The 24,894-nt window shown below is 28.9% G+C and carries 21 protein-coding genes; 19 read left to right on the forward strand and 2 right to left on the reverse strand.

What is annotated here, in order from left to right:
* Positions 1-40: 40 nt before the first annotated feature.
* The 8 genes from katG (at position 41) to KXZ80_RS01980 (ending at position 10,275) form a co-directional block, all read left to right on the forward strand.
* Positions 41-2,242, forward strand: a complete 2,202-nt coding sequence (katG, locus tag KXZ80_RS01945; RefSeq protein ID WP_021434076.1) for a catalase/peroxidase HPI — start codon at positions 41-43, stop codon at positions 2,240-2,242.
* A 210-nt stretch (positions 2,243-2,452) separates the two neighbouring features.
* Positions 2,453-3,121, forward strand: a complete 669-nt coding sequence (locus KXZ80_RS01950) for a response regulator transcription factor (RefSeq protein ID WP_021434074.1) — start codon at positions 2,453-2,455, stop codon at positions 3,119-3,121.
* 3 nt (positions 3,122-3,124) lie between these two features.
* Positions 3,125-4,171, forward strand: a complete 1,047-nt coding sequence (locus KXZ80_RS01955; RefSeq protein ID WP_021434073.1) for a sensor histidine kinase — start codon at positions 3,125-3,127, stop codon at positions 4,169-4,171.
* A 188-nt stretch (positions 4,172-4,359) separates the two neighbouring features.
* Complete coding sequence (locus KXZ80_RS01960; RefSeq protein WP_021434072.1) at positions 4,360-5,127, forward strand: ABC transporter ATP-binding protein; 768 nt, start codon at positions 4,360-4,362, stop codon at positions 5,125-5,127.
* On the forward strand, positions 5,111-7,135 hold the full coding sequence (locus tag KXZ80_RS01965) for an FtsX-like permease family protein (RefSeq protein ID WP_021434071.1): 2,025 nt from the start codon (positions 5,111-5,113) through the stop codon (positions 7,133-7,135). The genes KXZ80_RS01960 and KXZ80_RS01965 overlap by 17 nt, the downstream gene beginning before the upstream one ends.
* 77 nt (positions 7,136-7,212) lie before the next feature.
* Positions 7,213-7,866 carry an HNH endonuclease family protein gene (locus KXZ80_RS01970; RefSeq protein WP_021434070.1) on the forward strand — a complete coding sequence of 218 codons (654 nt, stop codon included), beginning with the start codon at positions 7,213-7,215 and terminating at the stop codon, positions 7,864-7,866.
* 172 nt (positions 7,867-8,038) lie between these two features.
* The gene (locus tag KXZ80_RS01975; RefSeq protein WP_021434069.1) at positions 8,039-9,292 is read left to right on the forward strand and encodes a DEAD/DEAH box helicase; all 1,254 of its coding nucleotides are present in this window, start codon (positions 8,039-8,041) and stop codon (positions 9,290-9,292) included.
* A gap of 416 nt (positions 9,293-9,708) precedes the next feature.
* The gene (locus KXZ80_RS01980) at positions 9,709-10,275 is read left to right on the forward strand and encodes a hypothetical protein (protein ID WP_021434068.1); all 567 of its coding nucleotides are present in this window, start codon (positions 9,709-9,711) and stop codon (positions 10,273-10,275) included.
* A 48-nt stretch (positions 10,276-10,323) separates the two neighbouring features.
* Here KXZ80_RS01980 and KXZ80_RS01985 read toward each other — a convergent pair whose 3' ends face one another.
* Entirely contained in the window at positions 10,324-10,926 is a 603-nt protein-coding gene (locus KXZ80_RS01985; protein ID WP_021434067.1) for a TetR/AcrR family transcriptional regulator, read from the reverse strand.
* A 308-nt stretch (positions 10,927-11,234) separates the two neighbouring features.
* On the opposite strand from KXZ80_RS01985, the gene hypB reads away from it, so the two are divergent.
* From hypB to KXZ80_RS02035, 10 genes are all read left to right on the forward strand, one after another.
* Positions 11,235-11,903, forward strand: coding sequence for a hydrogenase nickel incorporation protein HypB (hypB, locus tag KXZ80_RS01990; protein ID WP_021434066.1), 669 nt, complete (start codon positions 11,235-11,237; stop codon positions 11,901-11,903).
* Positions 11,904-11,939: 36 nt separating this feature from the next.
* The gene (locus tag KXZ80_RS01995; RefSeq protein ID WP_021434065.1) at positions 11,940-14,624 is read left to right on the forward strand and encodes an FAD-dependent oxidoreductase; all 2,685 of its coding nucleotides are present in this window, start codon (positions 11,940-11,942) and stop codon (positions 14,622-14,624) included.
* A 30-nt stretch (positions 14,625-14,654) separates the two neighbouring features.
* Entirely contained in the window at positions 14,655-15,590 is a 936-nt protein-coding gene (locus KXZ80_RS02000) for a DUF5692 family protein (RefSeq protein ID WP_021430134.1), read from the forward strand.
* Between the two features lie 170 nt (positions 15,591-15,760).
* Positions 15,761-16,432, forward strand: coding sequence for a response regulator transcription factor (locus KXZ80_RS02005; protein WP_021434064.1), 672 nt, complete (start codon positions 15,761-15,763; stop codon positions 16,430-16,432).
* On the forward strand, positions 16,420-17,571 hold the full coding sequence (locus tag KXZ80_RS02010) for a sensor histidine kinase (protein ID WP_021434063.1): 1,152 nt from the start codon (positions 16,420-16,422) through the stop codon (positions 17,569-17,571). The genes KXZ80_RS02005 and KXZ80_RS02010 overlap by 13 nt, the downstream gene beginning before the upstream one ends.
* A 99-nt stretch (positions 17,572-17,670) precedes the next feature.
* A complete protein-coding gene (locus KXZ80_RS02015; protein ID WP_021434062.1) occupies positions 17,671-19,089 on the forward strand; it encodes an FtsX-like permease family protein in 1,419 nt (472 codons plus the stop codon).
* Between the two features lie 6 nt (positions 19,090-19,095).
* Positions 19,096-19,791 (forward strand): ABC transporter ATP-binding protein, encoded by a 696-nt coding sequence (locus KXZ80_RS02020; RefSeq protein WP_021434061.1) that lies wholly within the window; start codon positions 19,096-19,098, stop codon positions 19,789-19,791.
* Positions 19,792-19,826: 35 nt separating this feature from the next.
* Positions 19,827-20,183, forward strand: a complete 357-nt coding sequence (locus KXZ80_RS02025) for a hypothetical protein (protein ID WP_021434060.1) — start codon at positions 19,827-19,829, stop codon at positions 20,181-20,183.
* 33 nt (positions 20,184-20,216) lie between these two features.
* Positions 20,217-20,840 (forward strand): GyrI-like domain-containing protein, encoded by a 624-nt coding sequence (locus tag KXZ80_RS02030; protein WP_021434059.1) that lies wholly within the window; start codon positions 20,217-20,219, stop codon positions 20,838-20,840.
* An 84-nt stretch (positions 20,841-20,924) separates the two neighbouring features.
* Positions 20,925-21,335, forward strand: coding sequence for a peptide deformylase (locus KXZ80_RS02035; protein ID WP_021434058.1), 411 nt, complete (start codon positions 20,925-20,927; stop codon positions 21,333-21,335).
* A 53-nt stretch (positions 21,336-21,388) separates the two neighbouring features.
* Here KXZ80_RS02035 and KXZ80_RS02040 read toward each other — a convergent pair whose 3' ends face one another.
* Complete coding sequence (locus KXZ80_RS02040) at positions 21,389-22,699, reverse strand: NCS2 family permease (protein WP_021434057.1); 1,311 nt, start codon at positions 22,697-22,699, stop codon at positions 21,389-21,391.
* A 203-nt stretch (positions 22,700-22,902) separates the two neighbouring features.
* Here KXZ80_RS02040 and KXZ80_RS02045 point away from each other — a divergent pair, with 203 nt between their 5' ends.
* Positions 22,903-24,750 (forward strand): sigma-54-dependent Fis family transcriptional regulator, encoded by a 1,848-nt coding sequence (locus tag KXZ80_RS02045; protein WP_226883830.1) that lies wholly within the window; start codon positions 22,903-22,905, stop codon positions 24,748-24,750.
* Positions 24,751-24,894 lie beyond the last annotated feature (144 nt).

The following is a 24,894-nucleotide window of genomic DNA, read 5'->3' on the forward strand; positions in this document are numbered from 1 at the left end:
TGTAATGAAACATGTAGTACTTAAAGGGGGGAATCATCACATGAGAGAAATAAGATGTCCATTTACAGGTAGAGTAAGCAACCATGTATCAGTAGATGAAAACTCAAATAAAAATTGGTTGCCTAATCAGCTGAACCTAGATATGCTTCATCAAAACTCAAGCCTTAGTAATCCAATGGGGCCTAAGTTTGACTATGCTAAAGAATTCTGTAAGCTTGATTTTTATGAATTAAAAAAAGATTTATATAAGTTAATGACAGATTCAAAGGATTGGTGGCCAGCAGATTTTGGTAACTATGGACCACTATTTATTCGTATGGCGTGGCATAGTGCAGGAACTTATAGAGTAGGTGATGGCAGAGGTGGAGGTGGTGATGGATCACAAAGATTTCCACCATTAAATAGTTGGCCTGATAATGTTAATTTAGATAAAGCTCGTCGATTAATTTGGCCAATCAAACAGAAGTATGGTGATAAAATTTCATGGGCAGATCTTATGATATTAGCAGGAAATTGTGCTTTTGAATCAATGGGACTTAAGACTATTGGATTTGGTGGAGGACGTGTGGATGTTTGGGAACCACAAGATACTTACTGGGGTTCACAGGCTAAATTGCTTGGAGATAATAAAAATCCTATGAGTGGTAAACTTGAAAATCCACTTGCTGCAACTCAGATGGGATTAATTTATGTAAACCCAGAAGGACCTGAGGGAAAACCTGATCCAGTTGGAGCTGCAAAAGATATTAGAGAAACATTCTTACGCATGGCTATGAATGATGAAGAAACAGTAGCGCTTATAGCTGGTGGTCATACATTTGGTAAGTGTCATGGAGCAGCTCCTGCAACATATGTTGGTCCGCCACCTGAAGCTGCTAGTATAGAACAGCAGGGACTTGGTTGGAAAAACAGCTATAAAAGTGGTAAAGGACCTGATACGATCAGTAGTGGAATTGAAGGTGCATGGAAACCAAATCCAACAAAATGGGATATGGGTTATTTTAAAGTATTGTTAAGATACCAATATGAGTTAGTTAAAAGTCCAGCAGGAGCTTATCAGTGGATAGCTAAAGATGTAGCTGAAGAGGATATGATTATAGATGCACATGATCCATCGAAGAAGCATCCGCCTATGATGACAACAGCTGACTTAGGTCTTATCTACGATCCTATATATAAAAAAATTGTAAAAAACTATTCAGAAAATCCTGAGAAATTTACTTATGATTTCGCACGTGCTTGGTTTAAATTAACACATCGTGATATGGGTCCTATTTCACGATATCTTGGGCCAGAGGTTCCTTGTGAGAAGTTTATATGGCAAGACCCTGTACCAGAAGTCGATTATGAATTAATTAATGAAGGTGATATCAAATATCTTAAAAAGAATATTTTAGATTCTAAATTATCAATATCAGAGCTTGTTTATACAGCTTGGTCATCTGCATCAACATTTAGAGGTTCTGACAAACGTGGTGGTGCAAATGGAGCTAGAATTCGCCTAGAGCCACAAAAAAATTGGGAAGTTAATGAACCACAGCAATTAGATTATGTTTTACAGATTCTTGAGGAAATAAAGGAAGATTTTAATTCTTTACAGTTAAAAAATAAGCAGGTATCTTTAGCAGATATGATTGTTCTTGGAGGATGTGTAGGTATTGAAAAGGCAGCAAAGAATGCTGGATATAAAGTTAGAGTTCCTTTTATTCCGGGACGTACAGATGCATCACAGGAACAAACTGATATTGAATCATTTTCTGTACTTGAGCCAAAAGCAGATGGATTTAGGAATTATTTAAAATCAGATTATTCAGTTAGAGAGGAAGAATTATTAATTGACCGTGCACAACTTTTAACTTTGACTGCTCCTGAGATGACAGTTTTAATAGGTGGTATGCGTGTACTGAATACAAATTACGGAAATTCTAAGTATGGTATTTTTACAAAGAGACCAGAAGCTCTTACAAATGATTTCTTTGTAAATCTTTTAGATATGGATACAGTTTGGACACCTACTTTTTCTGATGAAAAGGTATTTGAAGGGCGTGACAGAGAAACAGGAAAGTTAAAGTGGGAAGGAACACGAGTTGATCTTGTTTTTGGGTCTAATTCTCAACTTCGTGCTATTGCAGAGGTGTATGCAAGTGAAGGCTCTCAGGGAAAATTCTTAAAGGATTTTGTATGTGCTTGGAATAAAGTAATGAATGCAGACCGTTTTGATATAGACAAATCTAAAAAATAGAATAATATTACAAATAATAAGAGTAGTTTTCTGGTAGTTATCTTTACTTTAAAACTCACTAAAAAGTTATACTATGATAGTATGACTTTTTTTTATGAGAAATAAAGAAATATCATTAATATTAACAAATAGAAATAGTAAAAAAGAACTTTCAAAAGATAAAATTCTAGACTATATTGATATAATAAGAATAAGAAAGGGGAATTTGGAATGAAAAAAATTATTTTAATAGAAGACGACGAAAAAATAAGGGTTGAGCTAAAAAATTTCTTAGTTAATTATAACTACGAAGTAGTAATAATGGAAGAATTTGAAAATATAGTAGAAAATACATTAAATGAAAATCCTCATTTAATATTACTAGATATAAATCTGCCAATATGTGATGGATATTACATATGTAGAGAAATAAGAAAAAAATCGGATGTACCAATAATAGTAGTAACAAGCAGAGATACAGAAATGGACGAGCTTATGAGTATGAACTTAGGGGCTGATGATTTTATAACAAAGCCATATAACACACAAATACTTTTAGCTCATATAAATTCAATATTAAGAAGAAGTTATAAAAATTCATCTGTGAAAACACTTATATATAAAAATTTAGAATTAGATTTGGGGAAAAATAGTATTTATTTTGATGATAAAGAATTAGAACTTACAAAGAATGAATTTAGAATATTAAATTGTTTAATGAAAAATAAAGGCAAAATAGTATCAAGGGGAGATTTAATGGATTATTTATGGGATTTAGATTTATTTATAGATGATAATACCCTAACAGTAAATATAAATAGACTTAGAAAAAAACTAGAGATAGTAGGGTGTAATGACTATATACAGACGAAAAGGGGAATAGGCTATATAATGCCGTAACTTATGAATATAAAAGAATATATAAAAGATAAACAATTTTACATAGTTCTTAGATTGTCATTTTTAGTTTTTGTAGTATACATATTAGGTTTATTACAAGTAGAATCTATAACTATAAAATTTATAGTAATTCTATGGATTGTACTAAATTCAATTGAAATAATCCATGATTATAATAGAAAATCAAGATATTATAATGAGACTAAAAATATATTAAATGATTTAGATAAAAAATATCTGTTACCTGTTTTAATAAATAGGCCAGAATTTATTGAAGGTCAATTATTATATGATGTGATCAGTGTTACAGATAAGGGTATGAATGAAGAGGTAAATAAATATATCTTTATACAAGAAGAACACAAGGAATACATAGATATGTGGGTGCACGAAATTAAAACACCTATAGCATCCAGTAAACTAATAATAGAAAATAATAAAAATGAACATACATTAAGCATATTAGAAGAAATTGAAAAGATAGAAAATTATATAGAACAAGTTTTATATTACTCTAAAAGCAATGAACTAGAAAAAGATTATATAGTAAAAGAAATAAGCTTAAGGCAGTGTGTAAATAACACAATAAAAAGAAATAAAAAAGCTATAATAGATAAAAACATATCAATAGATATACAAGACTTTAATAAGACTGTTCATTGTGATAATAAATGGGTGGAATTTATCTTAAATCAAATCATAATAAACTCAATAAAATACATTGGAGACAAATCTACAAACAAGAAATTAGATAAAGTAAATGGGAAAATAAAAATTTATATTGAAGAACATAGCAACAGCACAGAGTTATTTATTGAAGATAATGGTATAGGGATAGATGAAAAAGATTTAAGGAAAGTATTTGAAAAAGGATTCACAGGATTAAATGGAAGAAAGCTTAAAAGATCAACTGGAATGGGTTTATACATTTCTAAAAAATTAGCAGATAAAATGTCTTTAGGGATATCAATAGATTCAAAGATAAATGAATATACAGTAGTTAAAATTACCTTCCCAGAAAATAATATGATGAAAATAATCAATAATTAATTTTCACATAAAACTTACACCAGTGTAAGTTTTATGTAAGGTTAAGTTATTAAATAAAAACTCTAGATACTATAATCTATAAGTATAAAACAAATTCATTATCTAGAAATAGAAGATTAAATCTAAATAAGAAAAGATAATTTAGATTATCATTAGGTAATAGATTGTATATTTTAGGGGAGGAATATATGAGTACAATACTAGAAGTTAAAAACATAGAAAAATACTATGGAAATAAGAAAAATCTAACAAAAGCAATAAATAATATATCATTTGAAGTTGATAAAGGTGAGTTTGTAGGTATAATGGGTCCAAGCGGAAGTGGGAAAACTACATTATTAAACTGTATAGCGACAATAGATAAAGTAACAACTGGGTCTATAAAGATAGATAATAAAGATATAACCACTTTATCTAGAAAAAATATAGAGAAGTTTAGAAGAGAGAATTTAGGATTTATATTTCAAGACTTTAATTTATTAGACACACTCTCTGTATATGAAAATATATCTTTAGCATTATCAGTTATAGGAGTCAAAGGAAACGATATAGATATACAAGTAAAGCAAGTTGCAAATAAGTTAAATATATCAGATATACTAAATAAATTTCCTTATGAAATATCAGGAGGTCAAAAACAAAGAGTAGCATCGGCAAGGGCGATAATTACTAATCCATCATTAATACTAGCAGATGAACCAACAGGAGCTCTAGATTCTAAGTCCTCAAGAATATTACTTGAAAGTATATCAAATTTAAATGAAACTTTAAATTCTACAATAATGATGGTTACTCATGATGCTTTTACAGCAAGTTATTGTAAAAGAATATTATTTATAAAAGACGGAAAAATTTTCAATGAGCTTATAAGAGGAAACGATAGTAGAAAAGAATTTTTCAAAAGAATTTTAGAAGTAGTTACACTTCTTGGAGGTGACTGTGACAGTGTTATTTAAATTATCTTCAAGAAATGTAAAAAGAAGTATGAGAGCCTATAGTATATATTTTCTTACACTAGCATTAGGAGTTTGTGTATTTTATGTATTTAACTCATTAGATTCTCAGACCATAATGATGGATTTATCAGAAAGCAAAAAGAATTATGTACACCTAATTTCACAAATAATATCTGTAGTTTCAGGATTTGTATCTTTTATTTTAGGATTTTTAGTAATATATGCAAATAGTTTTATGATAAAGAAGCGAAATAAAGAATTTGGTATATATATGACCTTAGGAATTAGTAAAAAAAAGATATCGATAATTTTATTTACTGAAACTATTATAATAGGAATATTATCATTATTAGCAGGAATTTTTGTAGGAGTATTTTTATCACAAGGATTAGCAGGAATAACTGCAAAACTATTTAAAACTAATATGATTAAATATCAGTTTATATTTTCTAAAGAAGCTTGCTTAAAAACAATATTTTATTTTGGAATAATATTTATGGTAGTTATGGTATTAAATTTTATAGTGGTGTCAAGATATAATTTGATTGATTTGATAAATGGGTCAAAAGCTAATCAAAAGCTTAAAAAAACAAATTTATCTATATCGGTAATACTATTTATTTTTTCTATAATTTGTTTAGGATATTCTTATAAACTTATACTAGAAAATCCGTTAGTTAACTTAAATACACCAGAGTTTAAAAAGTCTATATGTTTAGGAATTATAGGTACGGTACTATTTTTCAGAGCATTGGCCGGATTTTTAATAAAAGTTATCCAAAGTAGCAAAAATTATTACCTAAAAAATCTTAATACTTTCACATTAAGACAGTTTAATAGCAAAATAAATACTCATTATATATCTATAAGTATAATATGTTTAATGTTATTTGTAGCAATAGGGATGATGTCAACAGGAATAGGTATGAAAAATTCTTTTGAAAATACAGTAGAATTTCAAACACCATTTGATCTGTGGATGAGTATAGAAGTTAAAGGGGAAAAAGATAATATAGAAATTGATCAATACTTAAAGGATCATGGAATAAATTTAGGTGATTATGGTCGTGAGATTGTAAAGTATAATTTATATAACAGTGAGATTCCTTTCAAGAAGATGTTTAAAAATACTAATAACCAGTTTTTACGTAACCAAATAGATGCTACGGGTGATTTTAATGTACCTATAATTAAAATATCTGATTACAATAAGATTATGAAAATGCAAAATAAAAAAGGTTTAGACTTAAGAGAAGGTGAAGTTACACTACTTACTGATATGGCATCGATGGAAGAAGCAGTAAAAGATTTTATAGAAAACAATGATTATATTAAAATAAATAACAATATACTTAAAGTAAATAAATCATATGAATTTGAATCAATTAAAACACTTCCGATGAGTATGAATCAGACAACTTTAATAGTTAATGATAATCAAGTCAAAGATATGAATATTTATGAAAAAAACCTAAGTCTTAACTATAAAGGAAATAAATTAGATAAAGAAAAAATGGTATCAAAGAATATTGATAAAGTAATAGCAGATACATATGGAAAAGAGAATTCACATAAAATACTTTCTATTACTAAGATGTCATGTTTTGAAAATAGTATGGCAACTTCAAATATATTCTTGTTTGTAGGCCTTTATATAGGAATAGTATTTTTAATATCTAGCGCAGCAGTGCTAGCCCTTAGCCAACTAGCTGGTGCTACTGAGAGTATGGAAAGATATAAGACACTTAGAAGGCTTGGAGTAAGCACGGAAATGATAAATAAATCAATATTTTTCCAGGTTTTACTATACTTTATACTTCCTATTGGACTTGCATTGGTTCACAACATATTTGGTATAAAAGTAGCAAATAATTTTATCAAAATGTTTGGAAACTATGATATGATAGGCAATAACATTATTTCAATAAGTGCAATATTAATAATATATGGTATCTATTTTTTAGCTACATATAGTGGATATAAAAGGATAGTAAATAATGACTATTAATTTTAATATAAATAAAACTTATTAGCTTTTATCAACAAATTCTGTTAAACTTAAATAACACTAATTTAAAGATAGAGGTGATTATCATAAATAATTACAAAACAACAAAAAATAATTATGAGAGTCAAGGTTCAGTTACTAATATAACAATACTTAAAAAGAATGGTTCTGAGCTTATAGCTAAAATAGATACAGAAGATTTAGAAAAGGTACAAGCTATGGGAGTTTGGTTTGCTGAATGGCATAAAGACTTTAATAGTTACTTAGTTCAAAATATAACTACAACTAAAGAAAATAAAAAAGTTAAGAGTACTAAAAGAAACATTCAATCAGTAATATTAGATACTCAATCATCAGCTCCAATTAGACATATAAATGGAGATACATTAGATAATAGAAAATCTAATTTAGAGATTGTTAATAGAAGAGAAAAAAATGAATATGAAAATATAGACGATGAAACAGTAGCTATAATACTAAAAGATAGATATGGAAAGCCACAAGCAAAGGCATTAGTATCAGTTAAAGATTTAGATAGAGTAGTAAATAAGAAGTATACATGGATATATTCAAAAGGTCATAAACAACCTAGCGTAATAGCACATATTCCAAGTGGTAAGGTATATATGGAAGATGTAATAATGAAACCTAGTGAAGAAGAAAGAGTTCATCATATAAACTTAAATCCATTAGATAATAGAAGAAAAAATTTAGAAAATAAATTAAAATAATTAAAAATTAAGTAGCAAATGGTAAATATATATATCGTTATTTTAAAAGATATGATGTATAATAGAAAAGATAAGCACTTTTTATGTTTAGATATTAAATGGCATAGGAAGTGTTTATTTTATTTTGTAAACAATTTAGATTAATATAAAAGGAAACAAAAAGGAGATATAAATGCTATTTACAGATTTAGACATAATTAAACCAATACAAAAAGCACTAAAGGAAGAAGGATATTTAAACCCAACACCAATACAATCAAAGTCAATAACACCGTTATTAGAAGGTAGAGATTTATTAGGATGTGCACAGACAGGTACTGGTAAAACAGCATCTTTTGCAATCCCTATAATACAACAAATATATAATGATAAAAAATCACTAAAAGGTAAAAGAACTATAAAAGCGGTAATACTAGCACCTACAAGAGAATTAGCAATACAAATAGAAGAAAACTTTGCAGCTTATGCAAGACATACAAATATAAAAAGTTTAGTTATATTTGGAGGCGTATCTCAAAATCCTCAAACTAAAGCATTAAAGCAAGGTGTAGATATATTAATAGCAACTCCAGGTAGAATGCTTGATTTATATAATCAAAAATTCTTAAAATTAAATGATGTTAAACACTTTGTTTTAGATGAAGCTGACAGCATGTTAGATATGGGTATGATACATGATGTAAAAAGAATAATGAGCTATCTTCCAAAGGTTAGACAAAATATATTCTTCTCAGCTACTATGCCAAAGGAAATATCAAAATTAGCAGATTCAATATTTAAAAATCCAGTTAGAGTAGAGGTTGCACCAGTTTCATCAACAACTGAGATGGTTGACCAAAATATTTACTTTGTAAGTAAAAAGCAAAAGACAAACTTACTTATAGAGTTATTAAAAAGTAACCCAAAAGAATCTGTACTTGTATTTTCAAGAACAAAACATGGAGCAAATAAAATAACACAACAGTTAGTATCATCATCAATAAGTGCTGCTGCAATACATGGTAATAAGTCGCAAAATGCAAGACAGCTAGCATTAAATGATTTTAAAGAAGGTAAGATTAGAGTACTGGTAGCAACTGATATAGCTGCAAGAGGAATTGATATTGATGATCTACCATATGTAATAAATTATGATTTACCAGAAGTTGCAGAGACTTATGTTCATAGAATCGGAAGAACAGGAAGAGCAGGAAGAAGTGGTAGAGCAACGGCATTTTGTGCAATGGAAGAAAGAGATCTTTATAAGGCTATAGAAAAACTTATAAATAAAAAGATTGAAGTTGTAGAAAATCACAGCTTTGTATCTAGTTCAGAGGATATAACTGTATCGGCGAATAAGAACAATAGAGGTAGAAAAAGACCTAACAGAAATAACGGTAATAAAAGTAAATCTAAATTTACAAATAAAAATAAAAGTAAAAATTAAAATGTGGGTGGCAAAATAATTTGAATCTAAGTATAATTAGTCTACACCATTGAAATTTATGAAAAAAGTATTGATTTTTTAATCAATACTTTTTTTAGTACAAGCGAATTTATATGTAATTTAAAGACAGTATATGCAATTAGGAAAATGGTTGCCTTGATTTTTAATCGTAACTGCTATATACTATACTTAAAATTGCAAATAAAAAAGAACCGTCTTTAGAGAAGGGCTTTTAGTATCGCGCTTATTGTGTTGTATGAAGAGTCTTTTTTTTTATATGGTCAAAAAAATTAAGACTTTTACTTTGAAGTATTTTGACAGTCTAGTTTAAATAATCTAACTTCTATTGATTGTTTCATTGCAACGTACTGCGTTGCAATTAGGCATATATTATAAAATAATTAGGAGGAAACAAAATGGAAACTATTAATGTTCAAAAACGTAATTTTAATGTAAAGGCAAAAAAAATGAGACGACTCGGGTTAGTTCCTGGAAATGTATTCGGGAAATCTTTGACAGATCCAATATCTATTCAAATGGAAGAATCTGTTGCACGCAGATTAATTCGTCTAAATCGTGAAGGTAGTAAATTGGTGATGAATATTGAAGGACAAACAATGCCGGTACAAATCAAGGAAAAATCATTGAATAGAGTGAATGATGAAATTTTAAATATAAGTTTTCAAGCATTAAGTGCAAATGAAAAAGTAAACAGTGTAATTCATATTATTGTTGTAAATGATGCGAAAATTCAAGGGGTAGTGGAGAAAATGCAGCTTGAAATTCCATATACATCTTTACCTAAATATATGATTGATACTATAACTATTGATGTTGATGGAATGAAGGCAGGTAATGTTATAACTGTTGGAGAAATTCCTGAACTACAGAGTGATAAAATTGAATTACAAGTTGATCCAGACAATATCGTATTGCGTATAAGCGAGAAACAGAATAATGCTCCGGAAGCTGTTGAAGGGTAAATATTATTGTACTTAAAATAAAAAAAGTCGCTTAATTAGCGACTTTTTTTAATCTAATTTTTTAGTTTTAAAATTAGAAAGAAGCAAGTTTAATTCAAATTCCATTCTAGATTTAAGATCATAACTTCCTTCATGAAGACACCAGTCAAATATGGTACCTCTAGATATTCTCATAATTATCATAGTCAAATCAAATGAAGAAATTGAGCTATTTAACTCACCACTTTTTAGCGAATCTTCTATGATAGATCTAACTTCTAATGCTATATAACGGTCAGGTTTAGTAGAATACTTTGATTCTATTGAAAGTAAATTTTTATATATTTCACTTACAAATACCCAACCAAGTTCTTCCATAACAATAGCACCTTCACCTAATAAAAATAATAATTTATCAAGATTTGAATCTAAATCTTTTGTTTCAAGTCTATCTAATACTAAAATATCAACTTGCTCATAAGCCGTGTTAATTATTTCAGCTTTTGATTTAAAGTGATGATAAAAAGCTCCTATTGAAATTTCTGCAGCTTGGCAGATATCTTGAATTTTTACACTATCAAATCCATTTAATTTAAAAAGTTCAGTTGCTACTTGTGTAATTCTAAGTTTGGTTGCAATAGCTTGTTTTTGTCTATTAGTTAATTTTTTCATGACAAATACCTTTCTATAGCACTGCAATGTGAATACAGTAAATTATATAATTATTTAGTATAGCATAAAAAAAGTAAATATATAATGAAAAGTTGTGAAAGAAATCAAATGAAAACGACATGTATACATTTACAAAATATGGTAAAGATGATATATTTTAATTACAGAATGTGATTCGGTGAAATTAATTCTGTATGGAGTGTTACAAAGTTAACAAATGATAATATAAAATTAATCAAAGTAAAATGGTTGATTGTAAATATACTAAATACTTTTAACAATATCAATAAATATTAGGGGGTAAGTTTATGGAAAAGTATAAAGTTATCGAGATAAAGGAAAGTGTTTTTAAGAACAATGATGAACAAGCAGACTTGCTTAGATCAGACTTAAAGAAAGATAACACTTTTTTATTAAATTTAATGTCTTCTCCTGGTTCAGGGAAGACTACAACAGTTTTAAGAACTATTGAAGCTTTAAAAAATGAAATGAAAATTGGAGTTATGGAAGCTGATATAGATTCAGATGTTGATGCTGACACTGTTTCAAAAACAGGTGCAAAGGTAATACAGTTACATACAGGTGGAATGTGTCATTTAGATGCAGATATGACTAAGCAAGGTTTGGTAGAACTTGGAACAGATGATGTGGACTTTGTAATATTAGAAAATGTGGGGAATCTAGTGTGTCCAGCAGAATTTGATACTGGTTCTTCGAAAAATGCTATGATACTTAGCGTACCAGAGGGACATGATAAACCTTTAAAATATCCATTAATATTTTCAGTAGTGGATGTGGTTTTAATAAACAAAATTGATGCTATAGAGTATTTTGACTTTGATTTAGATTTAGTTAAAGAATATATTAAAAAACGAAATCCAAATGCAAAAGTTATAGAGATATCAGCCAAAACTGGTGAAGGTATAGATGAATGGGCTAATTGGATAAGAGAAGAAGTAAAGGCTTGGAATAATTAATATAATATAAAAATTATAATTTTTAGGGGGATTAAGATGGCAGTTAAAGAAAAGGTTCTTCAATTTGCAAACCAAGTTAGTGGAAAGAAACCAGGGTCTAGAGGGTACTTTGGTGAAAATGATGCACGTTATAGAATTTTAGAGCCAGTTGTAACAGATGAAATGGCAGAAGTTTTACTTTGTATGGAGATTAGAAAGAAAATAACGGCTGAGAAAGTCGCACCTTTATGTGGTAAGAGTGTTGAGAAGTGTACAGAGTTACTATTAGAATTATCAGAAATAGGGGTAGTTTTCGTTAATGAAATAGATGGTGTAGATACTTTCTGGTATGAAACTTGGGTACCAGGAATTATGGAAATGATGGTTAATAATAAGGCACAGGCTAAAAAATATCCACAAATTCCTAAGGCATTTCATGATTATGGTGTGGAAAATGGACCAAGATCTACAGGAAGTTTTCCTCCAGGGGTAGGACTTATGCGTGTTATTCCAATAGAAACTGCAATAGATGGGGAAACAAGAAGAGCTTCATATGAGGAAATATCAAAATATTTAAATGAGAGTGATAAATTCTCTGTATCAGACTGTTCATGTCGTACAGCAAGAGAAAGCATGGGAGAAGGATGCGGACATCTAAAAGAAGATATGTGTATTCAATTAGGCCATGCAGCTGAATACTACATAAGAACAGGTAGAGGTAAAAAAATAACTAGAGAAGAGGCTTTTGAAATAATAAAAAGAGCTGAAGAAAATGGGTTAATGCACCAAATACCAAACTTAGATGGATCAGGAAAAACTCATGCAATATGCAATTGCTGTGGATGTTCTTGTTTAGCACTTAAGGGTGGAAACATGTTTGCAAATACTGATATGGTACGTTCTAACTATGTGTCTAAAGTAGATAAAGATAAGTGTGTTGCTTGTGGAGAGTGTGTAGTTAACTGTCCAACTAATGCTTTAAAACTTGGTCAAAAATTATGCTCTAGTAAACCGATTGTAGATAAAATAGAAAGAAAAGAAACGCCAAGAAATACTAATTGGGGACCAGAGAGATGGAATGAAGATTATAGAATTAATAGAGAAGATGTAGTAGAAAGTGGAACAAGTCCATGTAAGACTGCATGCCCTGCGCATATAGCTGTTCAAGGATATATAAAACTTGCTTCACAAGGAAGATATAAAGAAGCTTTAGAACTTATAAAACAAGAAAATCCATTCCCTGCTATATGTGGTCGTATCTGTCCTAGAAAGTGTGAATCAGCATGTACAAGAGGAGATATAGATTCACCAATAGCTATAGATGAAATTAAAAAGTTTGTAGCTGAACAAGACTTAAAAGAAGAGCATAGATTCGTTCCTAAAAAAAGACATAATTACGGTAAGAAGATTGCCATAATAGGTGGAGGACCTTCTGGACTTTCATGTGCATATTACTTATCAATAGATGGATACAAGGTAACAGTATTTGAAAAACAAAAAGCCCTTGGTGGGATGTTAACTTTAGGAATTCCTTCTTTCAGATTGGAAAAAGAAGTAGTTAATGCTGAAATAGAGATACTAAGACAAATGGGTGTAGAGTTTAAAACAGGTATAGAAGTAGGTAAGGATGTTACATTAGATGAATTAAGAAAAGATGGATATAAAGCTTTCTATTTAGCAATTGGAGCACAAGCTGGTAGAAGATTAAATATAGAAGGTGAAGATGCAGAAGGTGTTATACCAGGGGTAGAATTTGTACGTGATGTTAACTTAGGAGAAGATGTAAAACTAAATGGAAAAGTAGTTGTTATTGGTGGAGGAAATGTTGCGATAGACGTTGCAAGAAATGCAACAAGAGTAGGTGCAGATAGTGTAAATATGTTCTGCTTAGAAAATCGTGAACAAATGCCTGCTTTAGAAGAAGAAATAGAAGAAGCTTTAGAAGAGGATATAGTAATAAACAACTCTTGGGGGCCTAATAGAATAATTGTAGAAGACGGAAAAGTAGTAGGGGTTGAATTTAAAAAATGTGTTTCTGTATTTGATGAAAACGGAAGATTCTCTCCAGTATTTGATGAAGATAATTTAAAAGTAGTAGATGCTGATTACGTTTTAATTTCAGTAGGTCAAAGTATTGACTGGGGTGATTTACTTAAAGGAAGTAAAGCAGAGTTAAATCCTAATAATACAATAAAAGCTGATGGATTTACTTATCAAACAAATGAACCTGATATATTTGCTGGAGGAGATTCATATACTGGTCCTAGATTTGCAATAGATGCAATAGCAGCAGGTAAACAAGGAGCTATATCAATTCACCGTTTCGTTCAGCCAGGACAAAGTTTAGTAAATGGACGTGATAGAAGAGATTATCATGAATTTGATAAAAAAAGCTTACAATTAGAAGGATATGATAATATGCCAAGACAAAGACCAAATCATAAATCTGGCGTAGATGCAAAAGAATCTTTCAAAGATATGCGTCTTACTTTTACAGAAGAACAAATGAAAAAAGAAACAGAAAGATGTTTAGGTTGTGGAGCTACTGTTGTAGATGAATATATGTGTGTAGGTTGTGGTCAATGTACTACGAAATGTAAGTTTGACGCTATATCATTAGTAAGAAAATATGATGCAGAAGGTGTAGCTTATGAAGATTTAAAACCAGCAGTAGTTAAAAATGTTATAAGAAGAAAAGGTAGAATAATAGGAAAGAAAGTTAAGGATGTATTTGCAAAATAAAATTAAAATAAAATAGATTAGGGGTGCATTATGGGGATTTTATATGAAAAAATGACCTTTGAAGGATGGGGAATTTTCCTATTTGTATTACTTGCATTGATGGCATTTAATGAACTTGGAAGATCAACAAAATGGACGGGAGTATTATTGTTTATAATAGTACCTACATTTTTAACAATTTTTGTTTGGCCAACTACAGCAGCGCCAGGCAATGAATATGGAACAGGAACTTGGTTTAACTGGGTTAAAACTTATTCGGCACTTGCTGGGTGTGTTTGGTTTATGGCTCTTAGATATATTCCATCGTTACAAAAGAAAAAATGGGCATTGGCTCTTCCAGCGATTATTTTAGCATTAAATATATTTGAAGCTTCTATTAGAGATTTTCAAATTTTCACTTATGGATTAACTGATGGTGGAGTTGTAGACAATCTTTGGACGATATCTGGACCTTGGAATATTATGAATGGTATAGCTGGGTTATTAAATATAGTTACAATTTGTGGTTGTTATGGAATATTTATATCTAAAGACAAAACAAAGGATATGATATGGCCAGATATGATATGGACATGGGTTATAGCTTATGATGTATGGAATTTCGCTTATACTTATAACTGTATATCAGACCACTCAATTTATTGTGGGGTAGCTTTATTACTTTCATGTACAATACCAACTTTCTTTATAAAAAAAGGAGCTTGGTTACAACATCGTGCTCAAACATTAGCTCTTTGGATTATGTTTGTTATGACTGTTCCTCAATTTGCTGATAGGATAGCACCAGTTCCTACAACACATAACAAGACAGCGTTCTTTGTGGTAAGTTTAATATCTTTAGCTGTGAATGCAGCTTTAGCAATTTACCAATTTAATAAGGTAAGAAAAAATAAACTTAATCCAATAAAGGATGAAATTTACACAGACACTGATGCGTATCAACAAGTATTAGCTGAAAATAAATAGATAAAAAATAGTACTCTATTAAATAAAATGTAGTTATTAAGTGTGAAAACTTAGTAACTGCATTTTTTTTACTTATATTGTATAACCTGTTAACATTGGATAAACATTAAATATGATAAAGTATAATGATATAAAATTTTAATTTATTGATTTATAAGGAGAGCTAAAAAATGAGATTACTAGTTATAGAAGATAATATAGAACTATCAAACTCAATGAAAAAAGGGTTAGAAAATATGAACTTCAAAGTAGATATATCAAACACAGGAGAAGAAGGAGAAGATAAAGCAAGTATTAATGAATATGATGTTATACTATTAGATTTGAACCTTCCAGATACTGATGGAATAGAAGTGCTAAAATACCTTCGTAAAAAATCAATAGACGCACCAATAATAATCATAACAGCAAGAGATAATGTATCGGACTTAGCAATAGGATTAGATAATGGAGCAGATGATTATATAACCAAGCCATTTCAATTATTAGAAGTTAGGGCAAGAATTCATGCAGTAATAAGAAGATTCCATGGGAGAACTAATCCAATTATAAATATTGGGGGGGTAAAACTTAACCCAGTAAATCGTACTGTGTATATAGATGAAAAAGAGGTAATACTTGCAATAAAAGAGTTTGATATATTAGAGTATATCTGCTATAAACACCCTGCAGTTGTTTCTAGCGAGGAAATTGTAGAGCATGTATATGATGAAAACTTTGATCCATTTTCATCAGTATTAAGAGTACATATATCAAGACTAAAAAATAAATTAAAAAACGTACAAGGTCAAGATGTATTAGTTAACGTTAGAGGGAAGGGCTATTGTTTATGCGTAGAGTAAACTTTAAAAGTGGACTAGTTATAATAATATATTCATTAATACTATCACTTGTTATAGGCGTAGGATTATATAAAATAAAAGTATCTTTTAATAATTTAGAAACCAAAACAAATATAAAAGATACTAAAGCTATTATTATTAGTACTTCTAGATATAATGAAGAAGATTTAATATATAAAGCAATAAATGAAGGCGATTATCCGAACTTAAAAGACTACAATGCAAACTTTGAAAATAATAAAATGAAAGGTACAACCAGATTAGTGGATGTAGCTGAAATAGGAAGAGCGTATTTGAAGATAGGATTTAAAGACATACTAAGTATAATTTTAATATTTTTCTTTATTTTAATATTAGCATCCTTGATATTGTGGATAGCATTAAATAAGATTCATGATAAAGAAATTGAAAATATAGTTAAAAATTTAAATGAGATTGATGATGAGTTTAATCCATATTTAGTAAGTAAAACATTTGGAATAGCTTATGAAAATATAAAGGGAAAATTCAAATCAAATTTAGATGACTATAAAAAATTAAATTCTTATTTATCACATGAACAAAAAAATGCTATTGCTATATTAAGAACAAATTTAGAGATAGACAACAACCAGGAGTATCTTAAGTTGTTAGATGATATTGCTGATAGTATAGATGATGTATTAACTTTAAGTGATTTGAAATCTGATGATGCAATGACAGGTGTAGATGTTTCTTTAGTATGTGCGAGTATTTGTGATATATATCAAAAAAATTATAAAAATATTGAATTTGATTTTGATGAAGAAAATAATACAACTATTTTAGCTAAGGAGAGATGGATATACCGTGCAGTGAGTAATTTAGTTGATAATGCAGTAAAGTATGGTGAGAATAAAAAAATAAGAGTATCTGTAAGAAACAAATATAATAGTGTGATAATTAAAGTAGAAGATAACGGAATTGGTATGGAAAAAAATTTTATAGATAGTATATTTAACAATAAATATAGAATTAATGATTTAAAAAAAGATGGATACGGGATAGGTCTAAGTTTAGTATCACATGTGTGTGATTTATGTAATGGAATAGTAGTAGTAGATAGTGAAATAAATAAAGGGTCTTGTTTTTATTTATCCTTTTCTGAATACAAGAATTAATATTTATTTTTAGATTTTAAGTTGAGGGTTAACATTGAGTAAACAATATATTTATTATAATTTGCTTACAGTAAAACCTAAAGAAAAGGAGAATTTTATATGTATATCTTTAAAAATGCATTAAAAAACTTAGCGAGGAATAAAGGTCGTAATATTTTACTTGGTGTTATAATGATTGCGATACTCTCATGTGTAGCTATTTCAGTTGTTATAAATACTACTTCTGGTGAAATCATAAAAGATTATAAAAATCGATTTGGATCAGAAGTATATATTCAGCCTGATCTAGAAAAAATAATGGAAAAAGCACAAAAAGATGGCAGAGAGTCAATAGAATCCATTAAGCCTAAATATGACTTACTAGAAAAACTGTCTAAATCGGAATATTTAAAAGAGACAATATTTACTGCAAGTTACGGTGGTTATAGTGATAAGCTAAAATCACTAGACCAAGATGAATATGAAAAAAATAGTAATAATTCTGGTAATACTGGAGGAGTTGTTATTGGGGGAAAAGAAAGATCTGAAAATGCAAAAGAGTCTAATCTAACTATTAATGGAGGGCTTAATTCTACAGGATTAGAAGAGTTTAAAAAGGGCGATAGGAAAATTATTGATGGTAATATGCCAAAGAAGGATGGCGAAGCTATAGTTAGTGAAGATTTTGCTAAATTAAACAATCTAAAAGTAGGAGATGCTTTTAAAGTTCAAAACCCAGATGATCCTGATAAATATGATCCATTGGAACTAACTATTTCTGGAATTTATTATGATGGAACTGAATCTCAAGATTATGGATTTAAGCATCCTATGATGAATAGAAAAAATGAAATTATTACAACTTTCGATACTTTAAAAGCATACAAAGTAAAAATAGATAATGATTTAATTTCAGTAGATGCAAAATTCTTCTTAAAAGATCCAGAATTACTAAGTGAGTTTAATGAAGAAGCACATAAACTGGGATTAGATAATTTATATGATGTATCAACAGATTCTCAAAGTTATGATGAAATTGTTAAGCCTGTTGAAGGATTACAAAAGGTAGCTAACATATTTATGATATTAGTACTATGCTTTGGTGGTAGTATCTTAATTTTAATATCTATCTTAGGAATTCGTGAAAGAAAATATGAAATTGGTGTTCTTAGAGCAATGGGAATGAAAAAAGGTAAGGTTGCACTTGGTTTAATCTTCGAAACCTTATCTACAATAGCTATTTCATTAGTTGTAGGATTATCTATTGCTAGTTTATCTGCCCAATCAATTTCAAACGTTCTCCTAAAAAGTCAAATAGAGGCTCAAAATCAAAGTGCATCTGAAGGAATGATGTTTAGAATGGGCGGTGGGGCAGCTCCAAACGTAGATCCAATAACTAATTTAAATGTACATCTTAACATCGAAGCAATTGTGGGAATAACATTAATAGCACTGTTACTTGGAGCAATATCTATTGGAATTGGAATTATATATATAATGAGGTTTGAACCAAGAAAAATATTATCAGAAAGGAATTAGGTAGATATGAGTTTACTAAGTTTAAAAGATGTAAGTTATAGATATGAAGGTGCTAACAGAGATGTGTTTAACAATATAAATATAGATTTTGAAAAAGGAAAAGTGTATGGGATAATAGGAAAATCAGGAGCAGGAAAAAGTACTTTATTATCATTAATATCTGGACTTGATACATGTAAAAGTGGAGAAGTTTTACATAATGATAAAAGTTTAAAAAATATAGATAGAGATTTATATAGAGCCAAAGATATAGGAGTAATATTTCAAGGATATAACTTATTGTTAAATGCTACAGCTAAGGAAAATATATTATTATCGATGAACATAAGCAATTCTAAGCAAGAAGACAAGGATGAATATATAGAAAATTTACTGCAAAGTGTAGGGATTGATTCTGATAAAGCAAATAGAAAGATTTTAAATTTGTCAGGAGGAGAGCAACAAAGAATTGGTATAGCTAGGGCTCTATCGCATAATCCAGATATAATAATTGCTGATGAACCAACTGGAAACCTTGACAATGAAACTGAAGAAAAGATTATGGATATTCTAGTATCGTTAGCTCATAAGCACAATAAGTGTGTTATCATTGTAACTCACTCAAAAAAAGTTTGTTCATATCTTGATGAAATTTGGGGGTTAAAATCTGGAAAATTATTATTTATAAAAGATGAAAAGGAAAAAGTTAATACTGATAAATAACAGAAAATAAATGAAGTATATGATAGGAGAATATTATGAAATCGTCAGATATGGAAAAAGCACCAAAACTTACAGTAATAATATATATATGTGCAACATTAATGGCTATAAGCACTATATTTATTATATATAAATCAAATGTTTACATATCAGATTTAGTTAAAGAGGGATTTGATCCTAAAAAGGAGTTAGTAGAAGTAATAAATTATTACTTAGTTACAGTTATACCATTTGTATTTTACACAATATCTTTAATTACTTTAGGATATATAGTTAAAAAGATAGATTATATAACGAAAGGCAAAGAAGAAATAAAAGAAAAAAGTATATATTTAGAAAGAGTACCAGAAAATAAAGATGATGAAATAGATGAATTTTTTAGTAATATATAAATAGTAAATTAAAACTATAAGGGAGATATATTCATGAAACATGAATGGAGAAAAAAAGAAAAAGAGTACTACATACCAAAAGAAAAACCTCAACTAGTAGAAATACCGGAATTCAAATTTCTAACTCTAAAAGGGAAAGGAAACCCAAACAGTGAAGGATTTTCAAAAACGATAGAAACACTATACTCACTAGCTTACGCTATAAGAATGATGCCTAAAAAAGGAATTACCCCAGAAGGATATTTTGAATATACAGTATATCCATTAGAGGGAATATGGGACTTAACTGAAAAAGGTAGAGCTGAAGAAGTACTTAACAAGGACGAGCTAGTTTACACATTAATGATTAGACAACCTGAATTTGTAAATGAAGAAGTTTTCAATATAGCTATGGATATTGCAAAAAAGAAAAAAGCAAATCCATTATTAGAAAAAGTAGAGCTTAAAAATATTAAAGAAGGAACTTCAGTACAGATGCTTCATGTTGGGCCTTACGATGATGAACCAAGGACTTTTTCAGCTATGGAAGAGTTTTGCAATGAAAATAATTTAAAGATAAAAACTAAAGCTCATAGAGAAATATATCTTTCAGATTTTAGAAAAACTGAAGCATCAAAGTTAAAGACTGTTCTCAGATATATGGTAGAAGAAAATTAATATCTTTAATAATTTGACTGATATACATACTTGTACTAATATAAACTTATATTAATTTAGATAAATTAGAGAGGTTAAAAAAGTATGATAAAAGCAGTTGTAAAAGATATATTATTTTTAGAACAAAAATCAGAACTTGCAACAAAGGATGATGTAGAAGTTATCAATGATTTAATAGATACACTAAGAGCAAATTTAGACCATTGTGTAGGAATGGCAGCTAATATGATCGGAGTAAAAAAGCGTATATTAGTATTTAGTGTAGGAGAGATGATAATTCCTATGGTAAATCCAGTTATACTAAAAAAAGAGATTCCTTATGAAGCTGAAGAGAGTTGTTTATCTTTAGAAGGATTTAGAAAAACAACTAGATATGAAAAAATAGAGGTAGAGTATCTAGATAGAAACTTTAAAAAACATAAGCAAGTATTTACAGGATTTACAGCACAAATTATTCAACACGAAGTAGACCACTTCGAAGGAATAATAATATAGTATAGAAATGAAAAAGGCGTGCCCTATTTTAGAGCGACGCCTTTTTTAATATGTTAATGGATAGTTCCCATAACTGTACTCATTACAAAGTTAAGAATAAACAAGCCGCTAAGTACGTACATAGCTACAGAAACATTTTTCCCTTTATTTATAACTAAATTAAGAATTGTATAAACTATAAATCCAATAGATATACCATTTACAATATTATAAGTAAAAGGTATTATCGTAATCATTAAGATTATAGATATAGTTTCTATCAAATCTCCTTTTTCTAGATCAAAGAAAGTTTGTATCATAAGTATCCCTATAAATATAAGAACACTACTTATAACACCATCTGGTATAAGTTTTAATACAGGTATTAAGAACAATGACAGTAAGAATAATGTAGCAGATGTAAATGCAGCTACTTTGCTTTTACCACCAACACTGATCCCTGAGAAGTTTTCAGCTGCAACTATAGTTGGACTTGTTCCACATATTCCAGCTATTATATTAGATATTCCAGTTACTTTAAATGATTTTTGAAAATCTTCTTCTCTTTTTAGCGCTCCTAATTGACCATATAAAATTCCCATATTTTCAAATACTATTACAATTGTTATAGAGAATACTGCTACCATAAACGGTATAGACCAAATATTTTTAAATGACATTCCTAAAAATACTTCTTTAATAGCACCTATATTAAATCCTGCAAAATCTAAACTGCTTAGACTAGTTACTCCCATAATAAGCGATAATACTGTACCGATTATTATACTTATAAGTAAGTTACCTGGAACGTTTTTCATATTTAATATTAATATGATAATTAAAGTTACTATACTTAAAAGGGTTTCTTTGTCCGCAATATTACCAATACCTATCATAGTATTTTCGTTACCTACAACAAGACCACTTTTTTGAAGTCCTATAAATAAGATTAAAAATCCTACTCCTGTAGTTATTGCATGTTTTAAATTATTTGGTATCGAGTTCATAAGAATTGAAGTTAGCTTTGTACTTGCTATTAAAGTGAATATTATACCACTTACTAAGACTGCTGCTAAAGCTTCTTGCCATGCCAATCCCATTGATTGGACAATAGTATAAGTAAATAATGAGTTTATTCCCATTCCAGGGACTAATATAAGTGGAGTATCTGAGAGTACTCCCATAAGAATTGTAGATATAGTACATGTAAGTACTGTAGCTATCATAGCTGCATCTGGACTTATACCTGCATCAGATAATATTAATGCATTAGTCATTATGATATACACGCTGGCTATGAATGTTGTGATTCCTGCTAAAATTTCTGTTTTTAAACTTTGTGTTGCAATTGCTTCTAATTTACTGCTTGATAGTTTTTGTTCCATTTTTCTTCCTCTTTGTTTTGGTTCCCTCGCCCACCCGCATTGGTTAATGCCAATATATATTACCACTATTTTTTTTTATTGTCTATAATTATGGCGAAGTTTATTGTCGATTTTTCTGTTGAAAATATTTATATAGTGAAAGTAAATATATTAAAAATTTTATGTAAATTAATAAGTTAGCTAATTATATTTGATAATCAATTATGATAAAATATAGTCAATATGAGAAACTTACTAACAAAGGGGAAGTATATCAAATGGCGAGTATGTTAAAACAAGTTCAAGATGAGATGACCAAATACGTGGAGACCATAGCTAGCGTATTGAATGTAGATATTGAAATTGTAGATGATAGGTTATTCAGAATTGGGGGTTCTGGAATTTATAAATATAAAGAAAATGAAGTTCTTGTATCTAGTGGTTATATATATAGCCAAGTTATTAGTACAGGAAATGATATAACAGTAGTTGATATAGCTAGTCATGAAATTTGTAGTAATTGTAGTAGGCTTAGTAAGTGCCTTGATAAAATGATTTTAGCTGTACCTATTAAGTATAGTGGTCGAACAATTGGTGTTATAGGTGCAATAAGTACTGATAAAGAAAAGAAAAAAGAAGTACGTAAGAAATTAAAATCTTACTTAGAGTTTATACATCACATTTCAGACTTGATCTCTATAAAAGTAAATGAATTTGAAGATAGTAAATATATTGATAAAGAGATGGAAATGTTTAGAGATATAATTGATAATATTGAAAAGGGTGTATTGATTTTAGATCCAGGAAGAAAGATATCATATATCAATAATATAGCAAAGAAAAGATTAGGCATTTTTAATGACCCCATAGGCAAGTTAGTAGAAATAAGAGCCATAGAACATAATGAAGATAATGATGAACTGTTAAGTTTTAGTATAGATGAAAAGGTTTATCATACTACATATAAGATAATACCTGTTCATCCTTATATTAATAATTATGATAAGCTTCTAATTTTTGATGAAGTTAAGGAAAATAAAGAACAAAAAATAAATACTAAGTGGGAAGTTAAAAAGATAGATTCTATAATTGGAAATAGTGAAGCTATGAAGCTAGTTAAAATTAGGACTAAAAGAGTTGCACAATCTAACTCTACGGTTTTAATAACTGGAGAAAGTGGAACAGGTAAAGAGTTAATTGCAAAATCAATCCACGCAGAAGGAAATAGATGTACTAAACCATTTATAGCTATAAACTGTGCAGCTATTCCAGAAGCCTTATTAGAAAGTGAGCTTTTTGGATATGCGAAAGGAGCTTTTAGTGGGGCTAGTAATGAAGGGAAAATAGGAAAATTTGAGTTAGCTAATACAGGCGTAATATTTTTAGACGAGATAGGAGATTTATCTGTACATTTACAAGCTAAATTATTAAGAGTTTTACAAGAGAGAAAATTAGTTAGGATTGGTTCTAATAAAATTATAGATTTAGACATAAGGGTAATAGCTGCTACAAATCAAAATATATTAGAACTAGTTAATAGCGGCAAGTTTAGAAGTGATTTATATTATAGATTAAATGTAATGCCTATAAACTTACCACCGCTTAGAGATAGAAAAGAAGATATTAAAGATATATTTTTGAATATATTAAATAGATATTCAATAGAATTCGACATAGATGTAAAGAAAATTGAAGAATCTGTGATGAATAAGTTGATTAATTATTATTGGCCGGGAAATATAAGAGAATTAGAAAACTCAGCAGAATATATGATGAATATAATAGGAGAAGATGGAATAATATCAGAAAATATGTTGCCAATAGATATAATTAAGTACTATGAAAATAATAATAAGGTAAAAGAAATAAATGTAACAAATAAAAATACTAATAATAGTAATATAGTAAGAATTGATAATTATGAAGATATTTTAACTATGAAAGAATTAGAGTTATTTTATATAAATAGTATCCTTGATAAATATGGAAGAGATACAAAAGCTAAAAAAGAAATAGCTAGAAAACTTGGTATAGGTGTATCTACTTTATATAGAAAACTAGATGAAAATTAAATAATTCCCAAAATGAAAATTCTCAAATCGGTAAAAATTCCCGATTTGAGAATTTTTTTATTACACAAATAAAGATATTTAGGATATTTATAAAGATAAAATGTGAGTGAATTAACAAAGTTTTAGTTTAAAAACCTAGGTTTC

It is taken from the genome of Paraclostridium bifermentans, assembly GCF_019916025.1.
GTDB lineage: Bacteria > Bacillota > Clostridia > Peptostreptococcales > Peptostreptococcaceae > Paraclostridium > Paraclostridium bifermentans.

Excerpts from the sequence above, each read along its gene's own strand:
- KXZ80_RS02035 (WP_021434058.1), top strand. The coding sequence starts at position 20,925 with ATGATAAAAGCAGTTGTAAAAGATATATTATTTTTAGAACAAAAATCA.
- KXZ80_RS02020 (WP_021434061.1), top strand. The coding sequence starts at position 19,096 with ATGAGTTTACTAAGTTTAAAAGATGTAAGTTATAGATATGAAGGTGCT.
- KXZ80_RS02015 (WP_021434062.1), top strand. The coding sequence starts at position 17,671 with ATGTATATCTTTAAAAATGCATTAAAAAACTTAGCGAGGAATAAAGGT.
- KXZ80_RS01960 (WP_021434072.1), top strand. The coding sequence starts at position 4,360 with ATGAGTACAATACTAGAAGTTAAAAACATAGAAAAATACTATGGAAAT.
- katG (WP_021434076.1), top strand. The coding sequence starts at position 41 with ATGAGAGAAATAAGATGTCCATTTACAGGTAGAGTAAGCAACCATGTA.
- KXZ80_RS01980 (WP_021434068.1), top strand. The coding sequence starts at position 9,709 with ATGGAAACTATTAATGTTCAAAAACGTAATTTTAATGTAAAGGCAAAA.
- KXZ80_RS02045 (WP_226883830.1), top strand. The coding sequence starts at position 22,903 with ATGATAAAATATAGTCAATATGAGAAACTTACTAACAAAGGGGAAGTA.
- KXZ80_RS02005 (WP_021434064.1), top strand. The coding sequence starts at position 15,761 with ATGAGATTACTAGTTATAGAAGATAATATAGAACTATCAAACTCAATG.
- KXZ80_RS02040 (WP_021434057.1), bottom strand. The coding sequence starts at position 22,699 with ATGGAACAAAAACTATCAAGCAGTAAATTAGAAGCAATTGCAACACAA.
- KXZ80_RS01950 (WP_021434074.1), top strand. The coding sequence starts at position 2,453 with ATGAAAAAAATTATTTTAATAGAAGACGACGAAAAAATAAGGGTTGAG.
- KXZ80_RS02000 (WP_021430134.1), top strand. The coding sequence starts at position 14,655 with ATGGGGATTTTATATGAAAAAATGACCTTTGAAGGATGGGGAATTTTC.
- hypB (WP_021434066.1), top strand. The coding sequence starts at position 11,235 with ATGGAAAAGTATAAAGTTATCGAGATAAAGGAAAGTGTTTTTAAGAAC.
- KXZ80_RS01955 (WP_021434073.1), top strand. The coding sequence starts at position 3,125 with ATGAATATAAAAGAATATATAAAAGATAAACAATTTTACATAGTTCTT.
- KXZ80_RS02030 (WP_021434059.1), top strand. The coding sequence starts at position 20,217 with ATGAAACATGAATGGAGAAAAAAAGAAAAAGAGTACTACATACCAAAA.
- KXZ80_RS01975 (WP_021434069.1), top strand. The coding sequence starts at position 8,039 with ATGCTATTTACAGATTTAGACATAATTAAACCAATACAAAAAGCACTA.
- KXZ80_RS02025 (WP_021434060.1), top strand. The coding sequence starts at position 19,827 with ATGAAATCGTCAGATATGGAAAAAGCACCAAAACTTACAGTAATAATA.
- KXZ80_RS01995 (WP_021434065.1), top strand. The coding sequence starts at position 11,940 with ATGGCAGTTAAAGAAAAGGTTCTTCAATTTGCAAACCAAGTTAGTGGA.
- KXZ80_RS02010 (WP_021434063.1), top strand. The coding sequence starts at position 16,420 with ATGCGTAGAGTAAACTTTAAAAGTGGACTAGTTATAATAATATATTCA.
- KXZ80_RS01985 (WP_021434067.1), bottom strand. The coding sequence starts at position 10,926 with ATGAAAAAATTAACTAATAGACAAAAACAAGCTATTGCAACCAAACTT.